This is a genomic window from Streptomyces sp. P13-3-3 (assembly GCF_050571355.1).
Lineage (GTDB): Bacteria > Actinomycetota > Actinomycetes > Streptomycetales > Streptomycetaceae > Streptomyces > Streptomyces althioticus.
Window position 1 is genome coordinate 2,224,463 of the sequence record NZ_CP192228.1, and the last position, 21,830, is coordinate 2,246,292.

At 74.5% G+C, this 21,830-nt stretch carries 23 protein-coding genes; 10 read left to right on the forward strand and 13 right to left on the reverse strand.

Annotated elements, in window-relative coordinates; all coding sequences use genetic code 11:
• Nucleotides 1-10 precede the first annotated feature (10 nt).
• Complete coding sequence (locus ACQZOG_RS10025; protein WP_033276769.1) at nucleotides 11-874, forward strand: lipase family alpha/beta hydrolase; 864 nt, start codon at nucleotides 11-13, stop codon at nucleotides 872-874.
• A gap of 74 nt (nucleotides 875-948) precedes the next feature.
• On the opposite strand, the gene ACQZOG_RS10030 is transcribed toward ACQZOG_RS10025, so the two are convergent.
• The gene (locus ACQZOG_RS10030) at nucleotides 949-1,986 is read right to left on the reverse strand and encodes a lytic polysaccharide monooxygenase auxiliary activity family 9 protein (RefSeq protein ID WP_430741447.1); all 1,038 of its coding nucleotides are present in this window, start codon (nucleotides 1,984-1,986) and stop codon (nucleotides 949-951) included.
• A 182-nt stretch (nucleotides 1,987-2,168) separates the two neighbouring features.
• Between ACQZOG_RS10030 and ACQZOG_RS10035 the strand changes: the two genes are divergently transcribed.
• Entirely contained in the window at nucleotides 2,169-2,639 is a 471-nt protein-coding gene (locus ACQZOG_RS10035) for a GNAT family N-acetyltransferase (protein ID WP_430741448.1), read from the forward strand.
• Nucleotides 2,640-2,652: 13 nt separating this feature from the next.
• On the opposite strand, the gene ACQZOG_RS10040 is transcribed toward ACQZOG_RS10035, so the two are convergent.
• A complete protein-coding gene (locus ACQZOG_RS10040; RefSeq protein ID WP_106963396.1) occupies nucleotides 2,653-2,787 on the reverse strand; it encodes a hypothetical protein in 135 nt (44 codons plus the stop codon).
• 138 nt (nucleotides 2,788-2,925) lie between these two features.
• On the opposite strand from ACQZOG_RS10040, the gene ACQZOG_RS10045 reads away from it, so the two are divergent.
• A complete protein-coding gene (locus tag ACQZOG_RS10045) occupies nucleotides 2,926-3,546 on the forward strand; it encodes a class I SAM-dependent methyltransferase (protein ID WP_033276766.1) in 621 nt (206 codons plus the stop codon).
• 21 nt (nucleotides 3,547-3,567) lie between these two features.
• On the opposite strand, the gene ACQZOG_RS10050 is transcribed toward ACQZOG_RS10045, so the two are convergent.
• Together ACQZOG_RS10050 and ACQZOG_RS10055 are read right to left on the reverse strand one after the other, a co-directional pair.
• The gene (locus ACQZOG_RS10050; protein WP_193468929.1) at nucleotides 3,568-4,068 is read right to left on the reverse strand and encodes a DUF402 domain-containing protein; all 501 of its coding nucleotides are present in this window, start codon (nucleotides 4,066-4,068) and stop codon (nucleotides 3,568-3,570) included.
• Entirely contained in the window at nucleotides 4,049-4,981 is a 933-nt protein-coding gene (locus ACQZOG_RS10055; RefSeq protein ID WP_430741449.1) for an N-acetyltransferase family protein, read from the reverse strand. Before ACQZOG_RS10055 ends, ACQZOG_RS10050 begins: the two co-directional genes overlap by 20 nt.
• Nucleotides 4,982-5,076: 95 nt before the next feature.
• On the opposite strand from ACQZOG_RS10055, the gene ACQZOG_RS10060 reads away from it, so the two are divergent.
• A complete protein-coding gene (locus ACQZOG_RS10060; RefSeq protein WP_391607129.1) occupies nucleotides 5,077-5,442 on the forward strand; it encodes a GntR family transcriptional regulator in 366 nt (121 codons plus the stop codon).
• Between the two features lie 69 nt (nucleotides 5,443-5,511).
• Here ACQZOG_RS10060 and ACQZOG_RS10065 read toward each other — a convergent pair whose 3' ends face one another.
• Nucleotides 5,512-6,321, reverse strand: a complete 810-nt coding sequence (locus ACQZOG_RS10065) for a DUF72 domain-containing protein (RefSeq protein WP_430741450.1) — start codon at nucleotides 6,319-6,321, stop codon at nucleotides 5,512-5,514.
• 16 nt (nucleotides 6,322-6,337) lie between these two features.
• A complete protein-coding gene (locus ACQZOG_RS10070; protein WP_033276761.1) occupies nucleotides 6,338-7,432 on the reverse strand; it encodes a DUF5925 domain-containing protein in 1,095 nt (364 codons plus the stop codon).
• A 169-nt stretch (nucleotides 7,433-7,601) separates the two neighbouring features.
• Here ACQZOG_RS10070 and ACQZOG_RS10075 point away from each other — a divergent pair, with 169 nt between their 5' ends.
• Nucleotides 7,602-8,408 carry an SGNH/GDSL hydrolase family protein gene (locus tag ACQZOG_RS10075; protein ID WP_399608660.1) on the forward strand — a complete coding sequence of 269 codons (807 nt, stop codon included), beginning with the start codon at nucleotides 7,602-7,604 and terminating at the stop codon, nucleotides 8,406-8,408.
• 10 nt (nucleotides 8,409-8,418) lie between these two features.
• Here the strand turns inward: ACQZOG_RS10075 and ACQZOG_RS10080 are convergent, their stop codons facing one another.
• From ACQZOG_RS10080 to ACQZOG_RS10090, 3 genes are read right to left on the reverse strand one after another with little or no spacing between them, the layout of a single operon-like run.
• Nucleotides 8,419-10,107 (reverse strand): serine/threonine-protein kinase, encoded by a 1,689-nt coding sequence (locus tag ACQZOG_RS10080; RefSeq protein ID WP_430741451.1) that lies wholly within the window; start codon nucleotides 10,105-10,107, stop codon nucleotides 8,419-8,421.
• Nucleotides 10,108-10,116: 9 nt separating this feature from the next.
• Nucleotides 10,117-11,655, reverse strand: a complete 1,539-nt coding sequence (locus ACQZOG_RS10085) for a nickel transporter (RefSeq protein WP_359596457.1) — start codon at nucleotides 11,653-11,655, stop codon at nucleotides 10,117-10,119.
• Entirely contained in the window at nucleotides 11,652-12,941 is a 1,290-nt protein-coding gene (locus ACQZOG_RS10090; protein WP_430741452.1) for a tetratricopeptide repeat protein, read from the reverse strand. Before ACQZOG_RS10090 ends, ACQZOG_RS10085 begins: the two co-directional genes overlap by 4 nt.
• A gap of 193 nt (nucleotides 12,942-13,134) precedes the next feature.
• On the opposite strand from ACQZOG_RS10090, the gene ACQZOG_RS10095 reads away from it, so the two are divergent.
• Nucleotides 13,135-13,671 (forward strand): hypothetical protein, encoded by a 537-nt coding sequence (locus ACQZOG_RS10095; protein WP_430741453.1) that lies wholly within the window; start codon nucleotides 13,135-13,137, stop codon nucleotides 13,669-13,671.
• On the opposite strand, the gene ACQZOG_RS10100 is transcribed toward ACQZOG_RS10095, so the two are convergent.
• Nucleotides 13,665-15,197 carry a DUF4331 domain-containing protein gene (locus tag ACQZOG_RS10100; RefSeq protein WP_193456485.1) on the reverse strand — a complete coding sequence of 511 codons (1,533 nt, stop codon included), beginning with the start codon at nucleotides 15,195-15,197 and terminating at the stop codon, nucleotides 13,665-13,667. The two genes, ACQZOG_RS10095 and ACQZOG_RS10100, sit on opposite strands and share 7 nt — an antisense overlap.
• A 245-nt stretch (nucleotides 15,198-15,442) precedes the next feature.
• Here ACQZOG_RS10100 and ACQZOG_RS10105 point away from each other — a divergent pair, with 245 nt between their 5' ends.
• The 3 genes from ACQZOG_RS10105 to ACQZOG_RS10115 all read left to right on the forward strand — a co-directional run bounded on the left by ACQZOG_RS10105 (nucleotide 15,443) and on the right by ACQZOG_RS10115 (nucleotide 17,199).
• Nucleotides 15,443-15,985, forward strand: a complete 543-nt coding sequence (locus ACQZOG_RS10105; protein WP_359519675.1) for a sigma-70 family RNA polymerase sigma factor — start codon at nucleotides 15,443-15,445, stop codon at nucleotides 15,983-15,985.
• Complete coding sequence (locus tag ACQZOG_RS10110; protein WP_033276756.1) at nucleotides 15,982-16,800, forward strand: anti-sigma factor; 819 nt, start codon at nucleotides 15,982-15,984, stop codon at nucleotides 16,798-16,800. Before ACQZOG_RS10105 ends, ACQZOG_RS10110 begins: the two co-directional genes overlap by 4 nt.
• 126 nt (nucleotides 16,801-16,926) lie before the next feature.
• A complete protein-coding gene (locus tag ACQZOG_RS10115) occupies nucleotides 16,927-17,199 on the forward strand; it encodes a hypothetical protein (protein WP_031021765.1) in 273 nt (90 codons plus the stop codon).
• A gap of 173 nt (nucleotides 17,200-17,372) precedes the next feature.
• Here the strand turns inward: ACQZOG_RS10115 and ACQZOG_RS10120 are convergent, their stop codons facing one another.
• Together ACQZOG_RS10120 and ACQZOG_RS10125 are read right to left on the reverse strand one after the other, a co-directional pair.
• The gene (locus ACQZOG_RS10120; protein WP_037643705.1) at nucleotides 17,373-18,155 is read right to left on the reverse strand and encodes an ABC transporter permease; all 783 of its coding nucleotides are present in this window, start codon (nucleotides 18,153-18,155) and stop codon (nucleotides 17,373-17,375) included.
• On the reverse strand, nucleotides 18,152-19,132 hold the full coding sequence (locus tag ACQZOG_RS10125; RefSeq protein WP_033276754.1) for a daunorubicin resistance protein DrrA family ABC transporter ATP-binding protein: 981 nt from the start codon (nucleotides 19,130-19,132) through the stop codon (nucleotides 18,152-18,154). The genes ACQZOG_RS10120 and ACQZOG_RS10125 overlap by 4 nt, the downstream gene beginning before the upstream one ends.
• 63 nt (nucleotides 19,133-19,195) lie before the next feature.
• Here ACQZOG_RS10125 and ACQZOG_RS10130 point away from each other — a divergent pair, with 63 nt between their 5' ends.
• Complete coding sequence (locus ACQZOG_RS10130; protein WP_261674816.1) at nucleotides 19,196-19,909, forward strand: TetR/AcrR family transcriptional regulator; 714 nt, start codon at nucleotides 19,196-19,198, stop codon at nucleotides 19,907-19,909.
• 734 nt (nucleotides 19,910-20,643) lie between these two features.
• Here the strand turns inward: ACQZOG_RS10130 and ACQZOG_RS10135 are convergent.
• Nucleotides 20,644-21,813 carry a type ISP restriction/modification enzyme gene (locus tag ACQZOG_RS10135; RefSeq protein WP_193456483.1) on the reverse strand — a complete coding sequence of 390 codons (1,170 nt, stop codon included), beginning with the start codon at nucleotides 21,811-21,813 and terminating at the stop codon, nucleotides 20,644-20,646.
• Nucleotides 21,814-21,830: the final 17 nt, after the last annotated feature.

The window sequence follows — 21,830 nt, forward strand, 5'->3', positions numbered from 1 at the left end:
AGATCACACGATGCTGCCCTGGAAGCGGGTGATCAGACCGCTGGCCGCGTTCCTGCTGGCCGCGGTCGCCGTCACCGCCCCCGCCGCCTCGGGCGCGCAGGCCGCCGCCGCACCCAGCTCCGGCTGGAACGACTTCACCTGCAAGCCCTCCGCCGCCCACCCCCGCCCCGTCGTCCTGGTCCACGGCACCCTCGGCAACTCCGTCGACAACTGGCTGGGCCTCGCGCCCTACTTGAAGAACCGCGGCTACTGCGTCTTCTCCCTGGACTACGGCCGGCTCCCCGGCGTCCCCTTCTTCCACGGCCTCGGCCCCGTCGAGAAGTCCGCCGAGCAGCTCGACGCCTACATCGACCGGGTGCGCGCCGCGACCGGCGCCGCGAAGGTCGACATCGTCGGCCACTCCCAGGGCGGCATGATGCCCCGCTACTACCTCAAGTTCCTCGGCGGCGCCGCCGAGGTGAACGCCCTCGTCGGCATCGCCCCCAGCAACCACGGCACGACGCTCAGCGGTCTCACCGCGCTGCTGCCCTACTTCCCCGGTGCCGAGGACCTCCTCAGCAGCGCCACCCCCGCCCTCGCCGACCAGATCGCCGGCTCCGCCTTCCTCACCAAGCTCAACGCGGGCGGCGACACCGTCCCCGGCGTCCGCTACACCGTCATCGCCACCAAGTACGACCAGGTCGTCACCCCGTACCGCAGTGCCTTCCTGACCGGGCCGAACGTCCGCAACGTCCTCCTCCAGGACCTCTGCGCGGTCGACCTGTCCGAGCACCTGGCCATCGGGCTGCTCGACCGGATCGCCTTCCACGAGGTGGCCAACGCCCTCGACCCGGACCGCGCGAAACGCACCACCTGCGCCTCCGTGTTCAGCTGACACGAGTCACCGCGAGGTGAGAAACAGCGGGTCCCTGTCCGGCCTGAGCCGCCGGACAGGGACCCGCCGCCGGTTCAGCGGCCGTGGCGTCCGGCCGCCGTGCGCCGCCGCGCGGAGGCGAACAGCGCGGCCGAGCCGAGTGCCAGCGCCGCGGCGCCGCCGACCATCAGGTACGGCGTGTTCGCGTCGCCGCCGGTCTCCGCCAGGTCCTGCCCGCCGCCGGCCGCCTTCAGCTGGTTGCCGGTGTCCGCGGCGACCGGGTCGGCCGTGGTGGCGGGGTCGTCGTCACCGTGCCCGTGGTTCTCGACCGTCGACTTCCCGGCGCCGGCCTCGATCTGCTCCTGGGACGGGGTGGAGGCGGACGGCGCCGGGGCGGGCGCCTCCTTCGGGGCGTCGCCACCCGCGGCGTCCTCGTCCTGCTCCGCCTCGCCGCCCTGGTCCGCCGTCCCGCCGCCGGCCGCGCCGCCGCCCGCCTGGGCGCCGCCGAAGGTGACGTCCGAGCAGGAGTAGAACGCCTCCGGGCTGTCCGACCGCTGCCAGACCGCGTACAGCAGGTGCTGCCCGGAGCGCTCCGGAAGGGTGCCGGAGAAGGTGTAGAAGCCGTCGACCGCGGCCGGGTCGGTGGACGTCGCCACCGGGTTGGCCAGATCCAGGTCGTTCCAGGCCAGCGGCTGGGCCGGGTCGTAGCCGGGCTTGGTGATGTACACCGTGAAGGTGCCCTTGTGCGGGGCCGTCACCCGGTACTTGAAGGTGTGGTCGCCGCCGGACACGCTCGTCGCCGGCCAGTCGGCGCGCGCCAGGTCGAGGCCCTTGAACGCCTCGTTGCCGGCGCTGCACAGCTTGCCGTCCGGGATCAACTCCTGGTGACGTCCGCCCGCGTCACCGATGCGGACGCCGTTCCAGTCGTACAGCGCCTGGGTGCCGCCGGCCGCGACGGCCGCCTTGCACGCCTCCGACGTCGGGCTCTCCGGCCCCTCGCCGAAGCACTGGAAGACCCGGCTGACCGGGTCGCCCATCGAACCGTGGGCGGCGGCCGGCGCGGCGGCCAGTCCGGTGAGGGCGAGCGGGGCGAGACCAATGACGGCGGCAGCGGCCTTGCGGCGTGCGGACATGGGGCAGCAACTCCTCGGCGAACAGCGGATCTCAGGGGGAGACCCCGGGGGGATCCCGTGGGGGTGGCTCAGAAACTAGCCCCGGGAAACCCGGAAATCGCCCGGTGAGGGCGGTACGGGGAGATCCTTATGGTCGCTTTAAGGGAGCGTTCGGACTGGGATCAGGTAGGGAGCGTGCGCGCATGACGAACGCACGGATCAGGCCGGCCGTCGCCGCCGACGTACCGGAGGTGAGGGCGGTGGTCGACGCGGCCTTCCGGCCCTACGTCGCCCGCATCGGCGTGGTGCCGGCGCCCATGGAGGCGGACCACGCGGCGAACGTGGCCGCGGGCCGGGTGTTCGTCGCGGAACTCCCGGACAACGGCGGGACCGCGCGCGTGGCCGGCCTCGTCGTGCTGGAGCCCCGCGCGGACCACCTGTACCTGGACACCGTCGCCGTCCTCCCCGACGCGCAGGGCGCCGGACTCGGACGGCTGCTGCTGGAGTTCGCGGAAGTCCGGGCGCGGGCGCTCGGACTGCCCGAGATCCGGCTCTTCACGAACGCCATGATGTGGGAGAACCAGAAGATCTACCCGCGGCTCGGCTACGAGACCGTGGAGCGCCGTACGACCGGCCCGTACGACCGGATCCACTACCGCAAGCAGCTGGGCTGACCCCGAGGGGCGTTCAGCCGTCGGGCCACCAGGTGCGGGCGACGTCCTTGCGGACCTCGGGGCGCTCCGCGGGACGCTCGTCGGCCTCCTCACGGACCCGGCGGGCGTCCGTCCTCCTCGAGGGCTTCGGCACGGTGACGCGGCGCATGGCTGCCTCCTCGAAGGCCCACCGGGTCACCCGTTCCCACGGCGGTGAACCTTTCGGGGGAGAGTTCCTCATCCGTCCCGTCGTGTCTGTGGCCCCGGTCACCAATCGGCTGTCAGTGGCAGGTGTCACCCTGATCCCATGACCACGGATCACGGTGACGGGACGGATGCCGGCGGCACCGACTGGGACGCGCGGGCTGCCACCTTCGACGAGGAGCCGGACCACGGCCTGCGCGACCCCGAGGTGCGCGCCGCCTGGGCCGCGCGGCTGAAGGAGTGGCTGCCAGGACGGCCCGGCGACGTCCTCGACCTCGGCTGCGGCACCGGTAGCCTCTCCCTCCTCGCCGCCGAGCAGGGCCACCGGGTCACCGGAGTGGACAGCTCCCCGGCCATGGTGGAGCTGGCCCGGCAGAAGCTCGCCGGGCGGCACGCGGTGTTCCTCACCGGGGACGCCGCCCGCCCGCCCGTCGACGGCGAGCGGTACGACGCCGTCCTCGTGCGGCACGTGCTGTGGACGCTGCCCGAGCCGGACAAGGTCCTGCGGCGCTGGCGCGACCTGCTGCGTCCTGGCGGCCGGCTGGTGCTGGTCGAGGGCGTGTGGGGGACGGTGAGCCCGGCCGGCATACCCGCGGACCGGCTCTCCGCCCTCCTCGCCCCGCTCACCGCCCGGGTGCGCGTGGAGCGGCTGTCCGGGGACCCGGCGCTGTGGGGGCGGGAGGTCGACGACGAGCGGTACGCGGTGGTGGCCCTGCGGGACTGACCCCCGGGCCCGTAGGGTCCCTCAGACGAGCAGGGTGCCCAGACCCGCCCCCCGGGCCAGGGCGTCCAGTTCGTCGAGGGCGGCCACCGCGGCCGCCGCCGCGCCCGGGTCCCGGGCGGCCAGGCCGCTCTCCGCGAACTCGTCCTCGTCCAGCCGCCGTACGTCCGTGCCGTCGGCGGAGACCCACAGGTCCAGGTCGAGGTCCTCCACGACCAGGCGGCCCCCGGACAGCTCGGCCGGGCGGGTGACGTCGCAGTAGTGGCCCTTGAGCGCGCCCCCGGCGGCGCGCACCTCCTTCACGGAGTACCAGCGGTCCCGCCAGTAGTGCTCCGTGAAGACGTCCCCGGGCTCGAACCGCACGAAGCCGAAGTCGCGCACGCCCTCACCCGCCCACGGGGCGCGCACGCTCACCCGGGTGCCGTCGTCGGCGAGCAGCTCCGCCGGGTAACTGATCTTCGTGCGGCCCGCCTTGACCAGTACCACCTCGACCGTCACCGGTCCGTCAGCCGAGTTCGCGGACATACCGCACCTCCGTCCCGCACAGCTCGTAGCCGAACCACTTGTTGATCGCGATCATCGGCTCGTTCCCCGTGTCGTTGCCCGTGAAGGCCTCCGTGTACCCGGCCGCGCGGGCCCGGTGCAGCGAGTCGTTCTTCGCGAGCTTCGCCAGACCCCGCCCGCGGTGGGCGCGGGCCGTGCCGGTCATGCCCGTGGCGTACCGGGTGCCGCCGTCGGTGCGGGCCGCCGTGAACGCGGCGGGCCGGCCGTCGACCATGGCCACCGTGGTCAGCTCCGCGTCGAACAGCGGATGCCGCCAGGTCTCCCTGAGCCACGCCTCGTAGTCGGTGAACTCCATGTCCACGTCGCTCGGCTCGTCCGCCGTGGTCTCCGCGTCCAGCTCGAACAGCGGGCGCGGGTCGTCGGCGTAGGCGGACCCCGGCCGCAGCTCCACCCCGGGCGGCGGGTCCTGGAGCGGGGGCAGTTCGCGCTGCGCCAGGTCCAGGCGCAGGAAGTGCGCGGCGCGGCTCGCCCGGTAGCCGTGCAGCTCGGCGAAGGCGCGGTTGCCGGGCTCGTCCAGCACCCAGGCCAGCAGCCGGGTCGCCCCGTGCGCGGTCAGATGCGCCTCGGCGGCGCGCAGCAGCAGCGTCCCGGCGCCCCGGCGCGTGTGCCGGGGATGCACGTAGATGTTGACGTTGCCCTGGCCGGGCACGGTGCTGTCGTGCACCAGGTGCACCTGGGCCGTGCCGATCACCTCACCGTCGTCGTCCACCGCCACGAGCGGGCGGTAGTGGGCGCCGGGGTCCATGCGGGTGAGGTCGTGGGCCAGGGATGCGGGGGTGACCAGGATGAACGGCAGCGCCGCGTGGCGTACGCGGGCGAAGCCCTCCAGGTCGGCGCGGGCGTCGGGGCGCAGATCGCGGACGGTCACTGTCATGTGAGGGCACGCTACGAGGTGGTGCGGCGGGGTGCCTCCCATTTTCCGCGGCCGGCGATGCGGCCTCCGGGGCGGGGGTGCGCGAGAATCACGGCGTGACTGTACGGATCCACATCCAGGACGGAACACCGCCTTACGAGCAGGTGCGGGCACAGATCGCCGAGCAGGCGCGGTCGGGGGAACTGCCGGTGGGGTACCGGCTGCCCACCGTGCGGGGGCTGGCCGAGACGCTCGGCCTCGCGGCGAACACGGTCGCCAAGGCGTACCGGGCGCTGGAGGCGGACGGGGTGATCGAGACGCGGGGGCGGAACGGAACGGTGGTCGCTGCCGCTGGGGCGGCGGCGGAGAGGGAGGTCGCCGCGGCGGCGGCGGTTTTCGCTGAGCGGGCTCGGAGGCTGGGGGTGGGGGAGGAGGCGGCGGTGGCCGCGGTGCGGGATGCCCTGCGGGCCGCTTTTCAGTGACGTCCAGTGTCCACTGCGGGTGGGTGGGGGCTGGTCGCGCAGTTCCCCGCGCCCCTGGGGGGTGGGCGCTCAGTGTTTACTGCGGGTCCGTTCGGGTTGATCGCGCAGTTCCCCGCGCCCCTGGGGGTGTGAGGGTTTGGGTTGGTCGCGCAGTTTCCCGTGCCCCAGGCGGGTCAGTGTTCTGGCGTTGTGGACCGCTGCCGCGTTGGGGTCGTTGTTGAAGTAGGCGTAGACGTCTGCTTCCTGGGGCCATGTCGTGGTGATGCGGTGCAGCCAGGTGCGGAGGGACCGGCGGCCGTAGTGCGGCCAGGGGTGGGCCCGGCCCTGGTGGAAGCGGACGTAGCCCCAGTCGGTGGTGCGCCACAGCGGGGTGACCGGGCGGGAGAGGACGTCCGCCCAGCAGAGGGCCGCGCCGCGTGACTCCAGGACCGCGCGGACGTCCGGTGTCCACCAGGACGGGTGGCGTGGTTCGACGGCCACCCGGGTGGACTCCGGGAAGCAGCGCAGGCAGGCGTCCAAAAGCGCGGGATCGGCCTGGAGGGTCGGCGGGAGCTGGAGGAGGACCGGGCCCAGGCGGTCGCCGAGGGCGGTGGCGCGGCTCATCAGGCGCTCCACCGGCTCCCCGGGGTCCCGCAGCCGCTTGACGTGCGTCAGGTAGCGGCTCGCCTTGACCGCGACGACGAAGCCCGGCGGGGTGCGCTCCCGCCAGGACGCGAAGGTCTCCCGGGAAGGGAGCCGGTAGAACGCGTTGTTCACCTCGACGGTGGGGAAGGCGGCCGCGTACTCCTCCAGCCACAGCCGTACCGGCAGCCCGGGCGGGTACAGCACGCCGCGCCAGTCCTTGTACTGCCATCCCGAGGTCCCGACCAGCAGCGGCATGCGGCCCTCCCGGCCCCTACAGGTACAGGCCCGCGTCCGCGTCCCCGCGCGGCTCCGGCAGGGAGGTCGGGGACGTACCCCGGCGCAGGGCGTACAGCTCGGCCAGGGTCGCGCCCTCGCGTCCGACGCCCTCCTCGCGGCCCAGCCAGTTCACCGACTCGGTGCGGGTCAGCGGACCGACCTCGATGCGGGCCAGGCAGCGGCCCGGACGCACCACGGCGGGATGCAGCCGCTCCAGGTCCTCGTTGGTGGTGACGCCCACCAGGACGTTGCGCCCCTGGCCGAGCAGGCCGTCCGTGAGGTTCAGCAGCCGGGACAGCGCCTGGCCCGCCGTGTGCTTGGCCTCGCCGCGGATCAGCTCGTCGCAGTCCTCCAGGAGAAGCAGCCGCCAGCGGTTCTTGCCCGAGGCGTCCTCCTCGCCGATCGCGATGTCCATCAGGTAGCCGACGTCGGAGAAGAGCCGCTCGGGGTCCAGGACGCAGTCCACCTGGCACCAGTCGCGCCAGGAGCGGGCGAGCGTGCGCAGCGCGGACGTCTTGCCGGTGCCCGGCGGGCCGTGCAGCAGGAGCAGCCGCCCCGAGATGTCCTCGGGGGTGGTCTTCATCAGACGGTCCATCGCATCCGCCACCGCGGCGGTGTAGTTGGGCCGGATCTCCTCCCAGGTACCGGCCGTGATCTGCCGCGTGGTGCGGTGCGGGCCGCGCCGCGGGGAGACGTACCAGAACCCCATCGTGACGTTCTCCGGCTGCGGTTCGGGTTCGTCGGCCGCTCCGTCGGTGGCCTCCTCCACGATCCGCTCGGCCAGGTCGGCGCTGGTCGCGGTCACCGTGACGTCGGCGCCCCGGCTCCAGCGGGAGATCAGCAGCGTCCAGCCGTCCCCCTCGGCCAGGGTGGCGCTGCGGTCGTCGTCCTTGGCGAGCCGCAGCACCCGCGCCTGCGCGGGCAGGAGCGTCGCGCCGGACCGGACGCGTTCGATGTTGACGGCGTGCGAGTAGGGCTGCTCGCCCGTCGCGAAGCGGCCGAGGAACAGCGCGTCGACGACGTCGGCCGGGGAGTCGTTGTCGTCGACGTTGAGCCGGATCGGCAGGGCGTCGTATGGGTGCGCGGACATGCCGCCATGATCGGTCACGAGCGCCCCCTGTGCACCCGATTTGCCTCGTGCGCCGGTGCGCGCGTGTTTGTCCGGTACTCAACGGTAATACTTTTGACATGAACACTTCCGCTCAACACGCGTAGTTGGTACGACGGTTGAGGCAGAGATCCTGCTAAAGGGAGGTTCCATGAGACGTTCCCGACTTGTCCTCTTCCTGACCACCCTCTTCCTCACCGTCACCGCCGCCCTCACCGGGGCGACCGCGGCGCACGCGTCCGCACAGGCAGCCCCCGGCCCGTACGTGGCCCTCGGCGACTCCTACTCCTCGGGTGTCGGCGCCGGCAGCTACATCTCCTCCAGCGGCGACTGCAAGCGCAGCACGAAGGCCCACCCCTACCTCTGGGCGGCCGCCAACTCCCCCTCGTCCTTCTCCTTCACGGCCTGCTCGGGCGCCCGTACGGGTGATGTCCTCTCCGGGCAGCTCAGCCCGCTCTCCGCGAGCACCGCCCTGGTCTCCATCAGCATCGGCGGCAACGACGCGGGATTCGCCGACGTCATGACGACCTGTGTGCTCCAGTCCGACAGCTCCTGCCTCTCCCGCATCGCCACCGCCCGGGCCTTCGTCGACTCGACGCTGCCCGGCAGGCTCGACGGCGTCTACTCGGCGATCCGCGACCGGGCGCCCAACGCCCATGTCGTGGTGCTCGGCTACCCCCGCTTCTACCGGCTCGGCGCGACCTGCATCGGCCTCTCCGAGACCAAGCGGAAGGCCATCAACGACGCCTCCGACCACCTGAACAGCGCCATCGCCGCACGCGCCCGCGCGTACGGCTACACGTTCGGCGACGTCCGCACCACGTTCAGCGGCCACGAGATCTGCTCCGGCGACTCCTGGCTGCACAGCGTGGACTGGCTGAACATCGGCAACTCGTACCACCCGAAGGCCGCCGGACAGTCGGGCGGCTACCTCCCGGTGCTCACCTCGGCGGCCTGACCCCCACGGTTCAGTAGCCGTCGTCGTCCCCACCGGACGCCGAAGCGGAGGCCCCGCCCGACGGGGTCTCCGTGGCGCACACCACCGAGAACGGCACGGTCCCGGACGTCGCGCGCACCGGTTCCCGCACCTCCACACCGATCCGGCCGTGGAGCTCCCCGCTCTCCGAGTACGTCGTCACCACCACCGTGTCCCGCTTGGTCCGGCCGCCGTCCGCGGGGAACGACAGGGTGCGCCAGCCCCGGTCCGCCGCCGAACCGTCCTCGGTCGCCCAGCGGTAGCGCACCTCGGCCGGCAGCCGGTTCACCGTGAACGTCGCCGTGAACGACGGCGCCTCCTCGTGCGGGGGCGGGCAGGCTCCGTGGTACTCCGTACGCGTGCCGGTCACCGCGACCGACACCGTGACGGCCGGGGTCTCCTCCTCGTGCCCGCCGTCGTCGCCCTCGTCCTCGCTCGCGTCGTCCGTCGCGGAGGAGGAAGGCGACGGGCCGTCCCGCGTCTCCGTCGCTCCGGCGCCCTTGCCGCCGGTCGTGGCAGGGGAACTCGCCCCGCCCTTCCCGGCCTCCGGCTCCCCGTCGTCCTGGTCCAGCAACGCGTACGTCAGCCCGGCCAGTGCGAGCACCAGCAGCACCAGCCCCGCGATCAGCCGCGCGCCGCTTCTCCGCCCGCGTGCGGGCGGGGCCGCCGCCGTGGCGGCCGTGGGCGCTCCGCTCGACGGCTGACGGGAGGTCACGAGCGGCTGGTACGGGTCGGTCGGCGGCGGCGCGGGAAGCGCGGCCACCGTGGGCGCGTACGAGGAGGCCGTACGCGCCGGGTCCGCGCCCGGGGTGCCCCCGGCGGCGACCACGCGCAGGTCCTCGGCCGCCCGGTCCGCGGGGAGGCGTTCGGCCGGGTCCTTGCGCAGCAGCCCTGCGACGACCGGCGCGAGCGGACCCGCCCGGCGCGGCGGCGGCAGCTCCTCGTCCACGATCGCCCGCAGCGTGGACAGCGGGGTGTCCTGCCGGAACGGGGAGTGGCCCTCGACCGCCGCGTACAGCAGCACGCCCAGCGACCACAGGTCGGACTCCGGACCGGGGGTGCGCCCCAACGCCCGCTCCGGCGCCAGGAACTCGGGCGAGCCGACGACCTCCCCGGTCATCGTCAGGGCCGAGCTGCCCTCGACCATGGCGATCCCGAAGTCGGTGAGCACCACCCGGCCGTCGTTCGCGATCAGCACGTTGGCGGGCTTCACGTCCCGGTGCAGCACCCCGGCCGCGTGGGCGGCGCGCAGCGCGGCCAGCACCTCGGCGCCGATGCGCGCCGCCCGCCGCGGGGTCACCGGACCCTCCGCCTCCAGCACCTCAGCCAGCGACAGACCGCGCACCAGCTCCATCACGATCCACGAACGTCCGTCCTCCGTGGCCACGTCGTACACCGTCACCACGTTGCGGTCGGCGACGCGGGCCGCCGCCCACGCCTCCCGCTCGAGGCGCGCGTACATCCGCTCCACGTCGGACGCCGGCAGGCCCGCCGGGGCGCGGACCTCCTTCACCGCGACCTCGCGGTGCAGCACCTCGTCCCGCGCCCGCCACACGGTGCCCATGCCGCCCTCGCCCAGCGGCGACAGCAGCCGGTAGCGTCCCGCGATCACCCGCTCACTGCCCGGTTCCTCGGACACGGCGCCCCCTGTCGCGTCCGGGCGAATTCGCCCTTTCCTCATGAAAGTAGCTCAGCCGAGTGCGGATGCGGCCCCCCTGAACACCAATCCGGCGCCCAGGACCAGCACCACGCACGCCGAACCGAGGGGCGCGCTCCGGCGCACCAGCGCCGCCCACGGCGCGCTCGTCCAGCGCGGGCGCCGGGCCAGCAGCCGTGACACACCCCCGCCCGCCCGCACCACCGCGTACCCGGCGGCGGTGAGGGTGAGCGCCAGTCCGACGCCGTACGCGACGACGAGCAGCAGCCCGAACCAGGCGTGGCCCAGGGCGGCGGCGCCGACCAGCACCACGACGGCGGACGGACTGGGGACGAGACCGCCCGCGAACCCGAGCAGGATCGTGCCGCGCAGGGTGGGCGCGGCGGGGTGGGTGTGCCTACGCCCGCCGTGGGTGTGGGTGACGGCGGTGCGAGGGTGCTCGTGAGGGTCCGGGCGATCGTGAGGGTGCTCGTGAGGGTCCGGGCGATCGTGGTCGTGCGGGTGGTCGTGCTCGTGGGGGTGCGGATGCGTGTGATGGCCGCGCTGGGACAGCGCGCGGCGTACGAGCTGGGCGCCGGCAACGGTGACCAGGACGCCGCTCGCGATTCCCAGCCAGGCGACGACGGTGGGCGCGGCGGCGGAACCGGCCGTGACCAGCAGGCCCAGGGCGACCACGCCGAGGGTGTGGGTGACCGTGACGGAGGCGGCCATCGGCAGCACGTCCCGCATCCGCGCCCGCCCGCCGCGCGCCGCCGCGGTCGCGGCCATCAGGGTCTTGCCGTGCCCCGGCGCGAGCGCGTGCATCGCGCCCAGGACCACCGCCAGCAGCAGGGCGAGCGCGGCGAACCCGACGGTCAGGTCACGCCGGGCGACGAGGTCGTCCAGGGCCCGCGTCCAGCGGTCGGCGCCCCGGGGCAGGATCGCGGAGGCGGGCGCGTCCGCCTCGCCCACCGCCAGCGCCGGGCCGCCGGGGCGGACCCGCAGGGACGCGGTCCGGGTGTCGGGCGGGGACGCGAGCCGGTCCTCCGGGTAGCGGGTCAGCCGGGCGGAGACGGACTCCTCGGGCACGTCCGAGGCGGCGAGCGTCGTACGGTCTCCCCGCGCCGTGACCTCACGCCAGCCGGGGCCCGGGTCACCCCCCGCCGCGCGGAAGCCGACGGCGACCGTACGGCCGCGGGGGAGGGGCGCGGTCAGTCGGCACTCCACGCGCAGGGTGTCCAGTCCCGCCTGGCCGGGCAGCACCCGGACGTGGGCGGCGCGCACGGTGAGCGGCGCCGGACGCCCGTCGGCCCGGACCTCGCCGTCGCGGGCGGCCGCCGCGCACCGCTCACGGGCCCAGGCGTCGCGGCCCAGGCGGGCGAGGCCGGGTGCGGCCTGGGTGGCGGGGATCTCGGCGAGGTCCTCGACGTGGTGCACGCGCAGTTCGCCGGGCGCGGCCACCAGGCCGTCGTACCGGTTCACGGTGAAGTTGCCGAGCGGGTGCGCGCTCGCCTCCGCGGCCGGGATCAGGGCGAGGGTGGTGGCGGCGGCGAGGAGCGCGGCGCCGGCCGCGACGGGACGGAGGAGGTTCAACGCGCCGCCTCCAGGTCCTTCAGGGCGGCCCGTGCCGCGCGGGCGCCGAGCGGGGAGAAGCCCGGGTTCAGCTCCAGGGCGGCGGTGAGGGAGGCACGGGCGGCGCGGAGGTGCCCGGTGGCCTTCTCGATCATGCCCCGGTGGTGGAGGAAGGCGGCGTCGCGGTAGCCGGTGGCCGTGGCCCGGCGGGCGTACGGCAGGGCCTCCGCGGAGCGGCCCTCCCGGTGCAGTGCCCAGGCGAGGGCGTCCGCCGTGTGCACCGTCCGCCGGCGGTCCCACTCGGCGCGGGCCGCGCGGAGCGCCTCGGCGGTGTCCCCGTGGTCGGCCGCGGCCAGCGCGGTGTCGAGGTCCACGTCCACGCCGCCGGCCCGGGCCAGCGCGGTCCAGGCGTCGACGAGAGCGTACTGCTCCCGGGCCTTCGCGCGGTCGCCCCGGTCCTCGTACAGCTCACCGAGGGCGACCAGCGGGCCGGGCAGCGGGGAGCGGGCGACGACCTGCTCCAGCGTCGTGATCGCGCCCGCGCGGTCGCCGGCCGCGGCCTGGGCGCGCGCCCGGCCCTCCAGGGCGGGGAGGTGGGCGTCGTCCGCGGCGAGCGCGCGGGCGTAGTGGCGCAGGGCGACGCCGTACCGGCCCCGGCCGCGTTCCAGGTTGCCCAGCGCGGTCGCCACGTACGCCACGTCGGCGGGGCCGGACGCGCCGGCGAGGGCCTGGTGCAGCACCCGTCGGGCGGTGCGGACGTCACCGCGCAACTCGCGCACGTACGCGTACCGGGTGAAGACCGGAACGCCCGGACGCCTGCGGTCGGCGACGGTGGCCGCCCTCGCGGCCTCCTCGTACCGGCCGAGCTCCACCAGGGCGTCGATCCCGGAGCAGAGGGCGCGTTCGCCGTACGGGTTCCGCTCCAGGGCGCGGTCGGCGTGGTCCAGGGCGGCGGTGAAGTCGTGGCGCGCGGCGGCGAGGGCGGCCTGCCCGGCGAGCGCCCGGTCGTTGCCGGGACGCAGGGCGAGGGACCGCGCGAGGGCGCGTTCGGCACGGGCGTAGCGGGAGGGGGCCCCGTCGGTCCGCGCGCGCTCCACCTGCGCGAGCCCGAGCGTCGCCCAGGCACCGAAGTCCCGCGGCTGCTGCCGCACATGGGCCTGCAACGAACGGATCGCCGTGTCCAGGTCCCCCCGGAGCAGCACCTCCGCGTCCACCGCCCGGGACACTCCGGGCAGGGCGCGAGCCGCGTCCTGCCCGTCACCCCCCACGGCGACGGCCCCGGCGGTCATCGCCACGGCCAGCAGCACGGCGCACGACGTGAGATGCGCTCCGCGCCCACGGCGCGCTGCGACGGCGAACCGCCGCAGCGCGCCGAGGCGTTCGGGGGCGGGTGCCGCCGACGGGACCGCTGCGGCTGCCGGTGCCGCTGTGGCCGCAGGCGCCTCCGCGGCAGTCGGCAGCTTCGCGGAGGCCGGTGTTTGGGTGGGCTGCGCTGTCTCCGTGCCCGCCGCTTCGGCAGGGGGCGTCGACTTCGTGCCCGGCGGTGCTTCGGTGGCGGCCGGCATCTTCGAGGCGGCCGGCATCTTCGAGGCGGCCGGCATCTTCGAGGCGGCCGGCAGCTTGGCGGAGGCCGGTGTTTCGGTGGGCTGCGCTGTCTCCGCGCCTGCCGCTTCGGCAGAGGGCGTCGCCTTCGTGCCCGCCGGTGTCTCTGAGGCAGCGGGCCCCGTCGAGGGGGCCGGTGTTTCGGTGGGCTGCGCTGTCTCCGTGCCCGCCGCTTCGGCAGAGGGCGCCGCCTCCGTGCCCGCCGGTGCCTCGGTGGCCGTCGGCATCTCCGAGGTGGCCGGCACCTTCGCGGAGGCCCGCGTTTCGGCGGGCCGTGTCGCCTCCTGGCCGCTCCCGCGGGTGCTGGCGTTCGTGCGCGGGGACATGGGACTCCTTCGTCGGTGGGGGCGCGGCCCTGCCGTGGGGGAAGGGAGGGGAGGGCCGCGCCGGTCGGTGGGGCGGCCGGGCGCGCTCGGCCGCCGGGTGGGTCAGTAGGCGCGGCGGCGCATGCGGCGCCACCACATGAGCGCCACGCCGATCAGCAGCAGTCCGCCCGCTCCCGCGCCCGCGGACGCCGCGATGAGGGTGGTGTCGTCCGCGCCGTCCACCCCGGCGGGCCGCAGCGCGTCACCGAGCTGGCTGCGGACGTCGTTGCCGCTGTCGACGCCCTTGGCGAGCGGGCCGCGCGAGCCCTCCGTTGGGTTCGCCAGGTACGGGAAGGAGTCACCGAACTTCTTGTCGTTCTCGTCGACCGCGTCGCCCAGGTCGTTCTCCGCCCCGACCAGCTCGCCCTCGACCACCTGGAGCGCGGCGTCCACCACGTCGTCCGTCAGCCGGCGTCCGTTGGGGAAACCGGCGGTGTCGCCGTCCAGCACACCCAGCCGCTTCGGCTTCGCGGCCGGCGCGACCGAGGTGTTGAGGCGCAGCATCTCCGAAGGGCGCACGTGTGGCGGCTGGTTGAGGCCCTCCACGCCCTTGAGGAACACGTCGACCAGGTCGTCGCGCGGTTCGTCGGGCGCCGGGATCTTGTAGATCGCCTCGATCAGCTTCGGCAGCTCCGGCTCCGTGACGTTCTTCAGGAACTGGGCGTCGTCCCACGGCGCGGACGCGTTGAACGTGTCCTTGTCGCCGACCGGGTTGACGACCTCGTTCACCAGCGGGTTGCCCAGCCGTGACACCTGCACGAAGTGTCCCTCGGCGTTCTTGCGCTGCGTGGTGGACCAGATGCCGACGACCGGCTGGTCCGCGGCCTCCGTGATCAGGTGCGTCGGCACCTGGAGCGCCACGGAGTTGACGTTGTAGCCCTTGAGCGTGTCGTTGCCGACCTCCGAGAGGTTCCCGCCGTACAGCAGGTCGAAGACCCGCAGGTCGAGGAAGAACGGGTCGTCGGCCTGGCCGGCGAACGTGGTCGTGCCGCCCGCCAGTTCGTGGACGGCCTGCTTGCGCAGGGTGTCGTAGTCCGGCATGGACGCCTTGCCGACGTTCGACGGCGCCACCGGCACGTCGTCCGCGATCTTCGTACGGGACACCGCGTGCTGGTCCTTCAGCTTCAGCATCTCGATGTCGTAGGTCTGCGTGATGTTGAGGTCCGGGTCGTCCAGGCTCGTGACCGGGCCGGTGTTGTAGAGGAACGTCTTCTCGTTCTTGACGTGCGTCGTGAAGGTGTAGCGGAACAGCAGCTCGCCCTGGGCGTCGCCGTTGTTGTCGATGTGGATGTCGTACTGCGCGTCCTCGGCGAACGTGAAGAAGTTCGGTCCGCCGGCGGGCTCCTCGAACGGGATCCAGTTCGCGATGATCGTCGTCGTGTGCGGCTTGTCGGGGCTGACGAACGCGTACAGGTCCGTGTTGTCGAACTGCGGGGTGCCCGAGATCAGCGGGGCCTCCCGGTGGGAGGAGGCCGAGGCCGCCTCGGGTTCCAGCGCGGACGCGCCCGCGGCCGCGAGGCCCCCGGCGGCCAGCGCACCGCAGATCAGGGTCGCGAGGCCCCTGCGCCCCGAACCGGTCCTGGAGTCAGTTGTCATGCCGTCCGTCCTCAGTGCCGACTTGCCTTGACGCACGGGGATTCGGAGCCTCGGCGGGACCGGATTGGTCGAAGCGCGGACGACTTTTCCGGCCCCCTGTCCAACGGCCGTGTCGCGCTGAGCATTTCTCCGCGCCGACCCGCGTTTTCGGCCCCGTGATCCGTACTTCCCGTCCGGAGGCGCGCTCGCTGCGAATGCCTTGTGCGACCGGACGGTCCGGCAGGGCCGGGAGAGGGGGACGAGCGTTGGAGGCGGACCAGTTGCTGATCCGCGTGGCCGGAGGCGATCAGAAGGCCTTCGAGGACCTGTACGCACTGGTGTCCGGGCCGGTCTACGGACTGGTGCGGCGCGTGGTGCGCGACCCGGCCCAGTCCGAGGAGGTCGCCCAGGAGGTGTTGCTCGAACTGTGGCGCTCCGCCGCCCGGTTCGACCCCGGACGGGGCAGCGCCCTGTCCTGGGTGCTCACCCTCGCCCACCGCAGGGCCGTCGACCGGGTGCGCAGCGTCCGCGCGGCCGGGGAGCGGGAGCAGCGGGAGGCGCGGCGCGGCCACGGCCCCGCCTTCGACCAGGTGGCGGAGGAGGTCGAGGCGGGCCTCGAACGTGAATGGGTGCGCCGCTGCCTGGACCGCCTCACCGCGCTCCAGCGCCAGTCGGTCACCCTCGCCTACTACGACGGCTACACCTACCGCGAGGTGGCCGAGCGGCTCAGTCTGCCGCTGGGAACCGTGAAGACCCGTATGCGGGACGGGCTCACCCGCCTGCGCGACTGTCTGGGAGGCGCGGCATGAGCGTGTTCCGCCGGCTGTTCTCCCGCGACGACCCGCACTCGCTGGCCGCCCCCTACGCCCTCGACGCGCTGGATCCCGCCGAGCGGGTCCGCTTCGAGAGGCATCTGAGGTCCTGCTACCGGTGCGCCGCCGAGGTGCGCGACCTCGCCGAGGACGCCGTCCGGCTGGCCTGGTCCACCGCCGCGCCCGCCCCGCCCGCCCTGCGCGACCGGGTCCTGGCCGCCGTGCGCACCACCGCCCAGGAACCCGCCCCGCAGGAAGGGGCGCGCGCCCGCGAACCGCAGTTGCCGCCCCACGTCTGGGGAGCCGCGCCCCCGCCGCGCGCCCGGGGGCGCCGCCGGGCGGTGCTGCTCGTGCCGTTCGCCACGGCCACCGCCGCCGCGGCGCTCGTCGTCGCCTCGCTGTTCGCCGTCCAGGCCGGCCGCACGCAGGACGAACTCGCCGCCGAGCGCGACCGGGCACGTGAGATCGCCCACGTTCTGGCCGCGCCGGACGCCCGCGCGAGCAGCGGCCGGGACGCCCGCGGACGCACGATCGGAGTGATCGCTTCCGTATCGGTCCGCGGAGCGGTCGTCACTCTGGGCGGATACGACGACCCTCCGGAGGGCCGGGTGCGTCAGCTCTGGCTCATGGACCGGGAGGGCCGGCCCCGCTCCCTCGGGCTCTTCGAGGGCGACACGCCCTTGGTGGCGTCCGGTCTCGACCCCGCGTCGACGTCACTCGCCGTAACCGTCGAACCGGACGGCGGCTCTCCACAACCCACCGGCCAGCCCGTCGTCCAACTCGCCCTGAAAACGGTCGGATTCGGAGAGTAATCGTCGAGTGTTCGTCAACACCCTTACGGGGAAGGTGAATCCTGTGACCTCGATACACGGGTGCCCGTACGGGGCGATAGGGTTACCCTGCCCGGGCCGGGTGGAGTCGTACGGGTGGGGAGTGACATGGAACAGATAACAGTGCGCAGCAGGGCCAGGGTCCCTGCGATCACCTGCGGCAGCAGCGCGAGCAGTTCGCGCCTCGACCGCCACCTCTCGGTCCTCGCGGGACCCGCCGTCCCGCAGCGGGAGACGGCCGAGGCCACGTCGCTCATGCGTGAGCTGACCGCGCGTGACAGCGCGCACCACGGCACCAGGGGCGCACGGGCCCGCGCGAGCCGCGTCTCGCTCTTCGCCCCGCTGCGCCGACTGCGCCGCTCCCTGTTCGGAAGCCGGTAGCGCCCGCGCCGGACGGTCCCACCCGTCCCGGCGCGGCGCCCGCCCGCCCGTCGTCCCCACGGCACACGGCCCTGCCCCGCCGGCCCGCGACACCGGCCCTCACCCTGCCGACCCGATCCACCCGGCGTCCCCGCAGGGGCACCTTCCACCGCACGGCCCGATGCCGCGACCGCCTACCGCTCACCCTTCGCGTACTGCCGTACGGCCAGCGGCACGAACACCGCCAGGAGCACCGCGCACCAGGCCAGTGACCCCGCCACCGGGTGCGCCATCGGCCAGGCCGCGCCCTCCGGCACCGGCGCGTTGCCGAACAGGTCCCGCAGTGCCGTCGCCACCGCGCTGATCGGATTCCACTCCGCCGCCGTGCGCACCCCGTCCGGCAGCCCCGCCGTCGGGATGTACGCGCTCGACAGCAGCGGCAGCAGGAAGGTCGCCCCGCCCAGCTGGCCGGCCGCCTCCTCGTTCCGCGTGAGCAGCCCCAGGTAGATCCCGGCCCACACGCACGCGAACCGGAACAGCAGCAGCAGGGCGAACGCGCCCGCCGCGGCGAGCGCGCCGCCCTCCACCCGCCAGCCGACCGCGAGCCCGACCAGCAGGAAGGGCACCGCCCCGGCCGCCGTCACCAGCACGTCCGCGACCGCCTGCCCCGCCGGCACGGCCGCCCGGCTCATCGGCAGCGTGCGGAACCGGTCCGTCACCCCGCGGTGCACGTCCTGCGCCGACTGGAACATCCCGGTCATCACCCCGCCCGCCGCCGTGGCCACCAGCAGCCCCGGCACCAGGAACGAGCGGTACTCGGACCCCGGCACGGCGAGCGCGCTGCCGAAGACGTAGCCGAAGAACAGCAGCATGCTCACCGGCATCGACTGGGTGAGGATGAGCAGCCCGGGGTTGTTCCGCGCCCGCCGCAGCTGCCGGCCCAGCATCGCCGTGCCGTCGTACGCCAACGTGCTCATGCGGCACGCTCCTTGTCGTCGTCGTGGGAAAGGGCCGCCGGGTCCGCGGGCGGCTCGGTCAGCCGCAGGAACACGTCGTCGAGCGTCGGCGGTCTGAGGCTCGCGTCGACGAGCGGCACACCCGCCGCGTCGAGCGTGCGCACCAGGTGCGGGAGGGTCAGGGTCGGGTCCCGGGTGACCGCGCCGACCGCGAGCCGCTCCCGGTCGAGGGAGGGCCGCGACCCGGTCAGCCGGTCCAGCACCCCGGCCGCCGCCGTCAGCGTGGCTCCGTCCGCCACCACCACCTCCGCGTGCGCGCCGACCAGGGCCTTCAGTTCGGCCGGCGAGCCGGTGTGCGCGACCCGGCCCCGGTCGACCAGCGCGATGTCGTCGGCCAGCTGGTCGGCCTCCTCCAGGTACTGGGTGGTGAGCAGCACCGTCGTGCCCTCGCCGGTCAGCTCCCGGACCACCTCCCAGATCAGGCCGCGGCCCGCCGGGTCGAGACCGGTCGTCGGCTCGTCCAGGAACAGCACCTCCGGCCTGCGGACCAGGCTCACCGCCAGGTCGAGCCGGCGCCGCATGCCGCCCGACCAGGTGGACGCGGGGCGGTCGGCCGCCTCCGCCAGCCCGAACCGGTCCAGCAGCTCGTCGGCGCGCGCCGCGATGTCCCGCGCGCGGTGCAGCCGGGCGAACAGCCGCAGGTTCTCGCGGCCGGTGAGGTCCCCGTCGATCGAGGTGTCCTGTCCCGTGACACCGATCCGCCGGCGCACGGCGGCCGCGTCGCGCACCAGGTCGAGCCCCGCGACCCGCGCCGACCCGGCGTCGGGCCGCAGCAGCGTCGTCAACAGCCGCACCGCCGTCGTCTTGCCCGCCCCGTTGGGCCCGAGCAGCCCGCACACGGTGCCCCGCGCCACCGCCAAATCCAGTCCGCGCAGGGCGTGCACGGCGCCGAAGCGCTTCTCCAGACCCTCACTAAGTACAGCGTACGTAGTAGTCATGGTGTGACCATACCGCACTACGTACGGTGTACGTAACTACGATGGTGGGCGAGGTGATGACCGATGGCGGGCCGAGCGGCCGAACCCCATGTGATCTGGGCGCGCCCCGAGCGCAGCGGCCGAGGGCCCAGGCCCGCGTACAGCCGTGCCGACATCGCGGCGGCGGCGGTGCGGATCGCGGACGCGGAGGGACTGGACGCGGTCTCCATGCGCCGCGTCGCGGCCGAGCTGGGCTGCGGCACCATGTCGCTCTACAACTACGTCCCCCGCAAGGAGGACCTGCACGAGCTGATGGCGGACGCGGTCGCCGGCGAGCACGAGCTGTGGGAGCCCAGCGGGGACTGGCGCGCCGACATGCTCCGGGTGGCCCACCAGACGCGGGACCTGATGCACCGGCACCCGTGGCTGCCGCGGCTGATGTCACCGGTCTACGGCTTCAGCCCCAACGCCCTGCGCTACCTGGAGCACTGCCTGGCCTGCCTCGACCCGCTGCCAGGGCCGCAGGGCGCCAAGATGGAGCTCATCGCGATGCTCAACGGCATCGTGACGACCTACGTCAGCAACGAACTGGCCACCGCCGAACGCACCCGCTCGCTGCCCTGGTCCCAGGACCAGGAGAACGCCGTCCGCATCGCGTACCTCCAGTCCCGCATCGCGACGGGGGAGTACCCGAGGATGGCGAGGGCGTTCATGGAGGACGCGGGCCCGATCGACCTGGAGGCGGTCTTCGAACGGGCCCTCACCCGGGTACTGGACGGGTTCGACCCGGACAGGTGAGCGCTGCGCGGGCGGGCGTCTCGGGGCGTCGGCCCCGTGGGCCCACGGTCTCGGGGCGGTGTGCCTCGCGGGCGAGGGGTCGGCTTCCGCAGGGGGGCGGCGCCTCGCCGGGTGGCTGCGTTCTCCGGGTGCACGTTGCGGGGTCGCCCGTGGTTTCGGGGCGGTGTGACTCGTGGGTGCGGGTCGGCTTGCGCACGGGGGGGCCCCGCGGGGAGGCTTCGTCAGGTGAACGTCCAGGGCCGCCCGCGGTTCGGGGTGGCGTGATTCGAGGGCGCGGGGTCGGTATCCACGGGGGTGGCGCCCCCGCGGGGACGGTGGGTTGTCCGGGCGAACGCCCTGAGGTCGCCCGCGGTCTGGGGGCGGTGTGACTCGTGGGTGCGGGCCCGGCTTCCGCACGGGGGCGGCGTCCCGCCGGGAGGCTGGGTTCTCCGGGCGCACGTCCCAGGGCCTGTCCGACGGATCAAGGCAGGGGAACGCACGGTGCGATGCCGCCCAAGTGAGCGGCGTCCGGTGCGTCCAACTGCTTGGCGGAGGCGGGAGTCGACGCGATGGGGTCCTCCCGCGCGAGTGAAGCCGAGCGAGGGGAAGTCGACGACCGACGACAACGCCGCCGGCTCAGGGCAGCGGGGGCGTGCCAGGCCCGGGTCCCGGCTTGATCCGCCGGACAGGCCCTGCGCGCGGCGCCCGAGCCGGCCGCGCCGTGTCACACCCCGCGCCGGGCAGAGCCCCTGCCCTCAGATCAGCGCGAGCTGCCCCTCCGGGCCCTCCTCGTGGGCGTCCAGTACCGAGGCCGGGCGGCGGGACCAGGACGGGACCGGGAGGACGCCCGCCGCGCGCAGGTCGGCCGGGGTGACCGGCGACGGGACGTCCGCCGCCAACTCCTCGCGGTGGGACCGCGCTTCGGCGAGGAGGGTGAGGACCGTGACCAGTTCCAGCAGTTCCGACGTCCAGGGCTGTGGCCAGGCGGCCGGACGGATCGCCTCCAGGGTGCCCGGCTCGGCCGGGTCCGTGCGGGACGCGAACCACGCCTCGAGCACCCGCACGCCGCCCGCCTCGAACTCCCACGCCTCCACCGGCACCGGGGAGATCCGGCCCTCGCCCAGCAGCAGCGCCTCCTCGTCGCGGTCGTAGGACAGGGCCGGAGGACGGGACGGCAGCGGCGCGCGGACGTAGGGGCGGCGGCCGCCGGGCAGTCTGGGGCGTTCGCCGTCCCGGCGCATCAGCCACAGCATGTGGCGGCCCAGCGCGACACCCCGCTGCCAGGCGTCCGGGTCGCCGGTGAGCGGCACGGTGAGCCCCTCCGGCGCGGGACGCGCCACGGCCGTCGCCCAGGCGAGGACGTCGACGGGGGAGACCTCGAGCCCCAGCCGGGCGGCTAGGTGGTCGGACAGGCCGGGGGCCAGATTGGGTTCGGCGGCGTCCGGGCGGCGGTACAGCGGGCGGATCCGGCCCGTGCGCAGGACGGGGAAGAGGGAGGTCGCCAGCAGCGGCGGCCCTTCGCCGGCCGTCTCGACGGCGAAGACCTGGCGGTCGTCCGCCACCCGCCACAACTCCGGCCGGGGCGCGTCGATCAGCCGCTGGTCGGGGATCAGCCACTGCACGTCGAACGGCCCGGACAGCACCCTGACCGGCTCGGGGCACGGCCCCGAGGCGCGGGCCAGCCGCTCCGTGCCGCCGTCCTGCCCGGGCAGTTGGCCGACCGCCGTGTGCGGGGTGCGGGACCGCGTCGGCCGGAACAGCGCCTCGCGGTCCGGGCCCTCGGCCTTCACCAGTGCGTCCCAACGGGCCTTCAGGGACGCCGCGTCGGGGGCCGCCGGCCACCCCCGGCCGAGCCGCGGCGGTGCGACGGACCACGGCATGAGGTCCGCCAGCAGCGGAGCGTCGTCGTGCGTCACGCTGGGCATCGTACGACCTGACGGCG

Bases quoted from the DNA above. Each gene is read 5' to 3' on its own strand.
- ACQZOG_RS10025 (WP_033276769.1), top strand. From the start codon at position 11: ATGCTGCCCTGGAAGCGGGTGATCAGACCGCTGGCCGCGTTCCTGCTG.
- ACQZOG_RS10030 (WP_430741447.1), bottom strand. From the start codon at position 1,986: ATGTCCGCACGCCGCAAGGCCGCTGCCGCCGTCATTGGTCTCGCCCCG.
- ACQZOG_RS10035 (WP_430741448.1), top strand. From the start codon at position 2,169: ATGACGAACGCACGGATCAGGCCGGCCGTCGCCGCCGACGTACCGGAG.
- ACQZOG_RS10040 (WP_106963396.1), bottom strand. From the start codon at position 2,787: ATGCGCCGCGTCACCGTGCCGAAGCCCTCGAGGAGGACGGACGCCCGC.
- ACQZOG_RS10045 (WP_033276766.1), top strand. From the start codon at position 2,926: ATGACCACGGATCACGGTGACGGGACGGATGCCGGCGGCACCGACTGG.
- ACQZOG_RS10050 (WP_193468929.1), bottom strand. From the start codon at position 4,068: ATGTCCGCGAACTCGGCTGACGGACCGGTGACGGTCGAGGTGGTACTG.
- ACQZOG_RS10055 (WP_430741449.1), bottom strand. From the start codon at position 4,981: ATGACAGTGACCGTCCGCGATCTGCGCCCCGACGCCCGCGCCGACCTG.
- ACQZOG_RS10065 (WP_430741450.1), bottom strand. From the start codon at position 6,321: ATGCCGCTGCTGGTCGGGACCTCGGGATGGCAGTACAAGGACTGGCGC.
- ACQZOG_RS10070 (WP_033276761.1), bottom strand. From the start codon at position 7,432: ATGTCCGCGCACCCATACGACGCCCTGCCGATCCGGCTCAACGTCGAC.
- ACQZOG_RS10075 (WP_399608660.1), top strand. From the start codon at position 7,602: ATGAGACGTTCCCGACTTGTCCTCTTCCTGACCACCCTCTTCCTCACC.
- ACQZOG_RS10080 (WP_430741451.1), bottom strand. From the start codon at position 10,107: ATGAGGAAAGGGCGAATTCGCCCGGACGCGACAGGGGGCGCCGTGTCC.
- ACQZOG_RS10100 (WP_193456485.1), bottom strand. From the start codon at position 15,197: ATGACAACTGACTCCAGGACCGGTTCGGGGCGCAGGGGCCTCGCGACC.
- ACQZOG_RS10110 (WP_033276756.1), top strand. From the start codon at position 15,982: ATGAGCGTGTTCCGCCGGCTGTTCTCCCGCGACGACCCGCACTCGCTG.
- ACQZOG_RS10115 (WP_031021765.1), top strand. From the start codon at position 16,927: ATGGAACAGATAACAGTGCGCAGCAGGGCCAGGGTCCCTGCGATCACC.
- ACQZOG_RS10120 (WP_037643705.1), bottom strand. From the start codon at position 18,155: ATGAGCACGTTGGCGTACGACGGCACGGCGATGCTGGGCCGGCAGCTG.
- ACQZOG_RS10125 (WP_033276754.1), bottom strand. From the start codon at position 19,132: ATGACTACTACGTACGCTGTACTTAGTGAGGGTCTGGAGAAGCGCTTC.
- ACQZOG_RS10130 (WP_261674816.1), top strand. From the start codon at position 19,196: ATGGCGGGCCGAGCGGCCGAACCCCATGTGATCTGGGCGCGCCCCGAG.
- ACQZOG_RS10135 (WP_193456483.1), bottom strand. From the start codon at position 21,813: ATGCCCAGCGTGACGCACGACGACGCTCCGCTGCTGGCGGACCTCATG.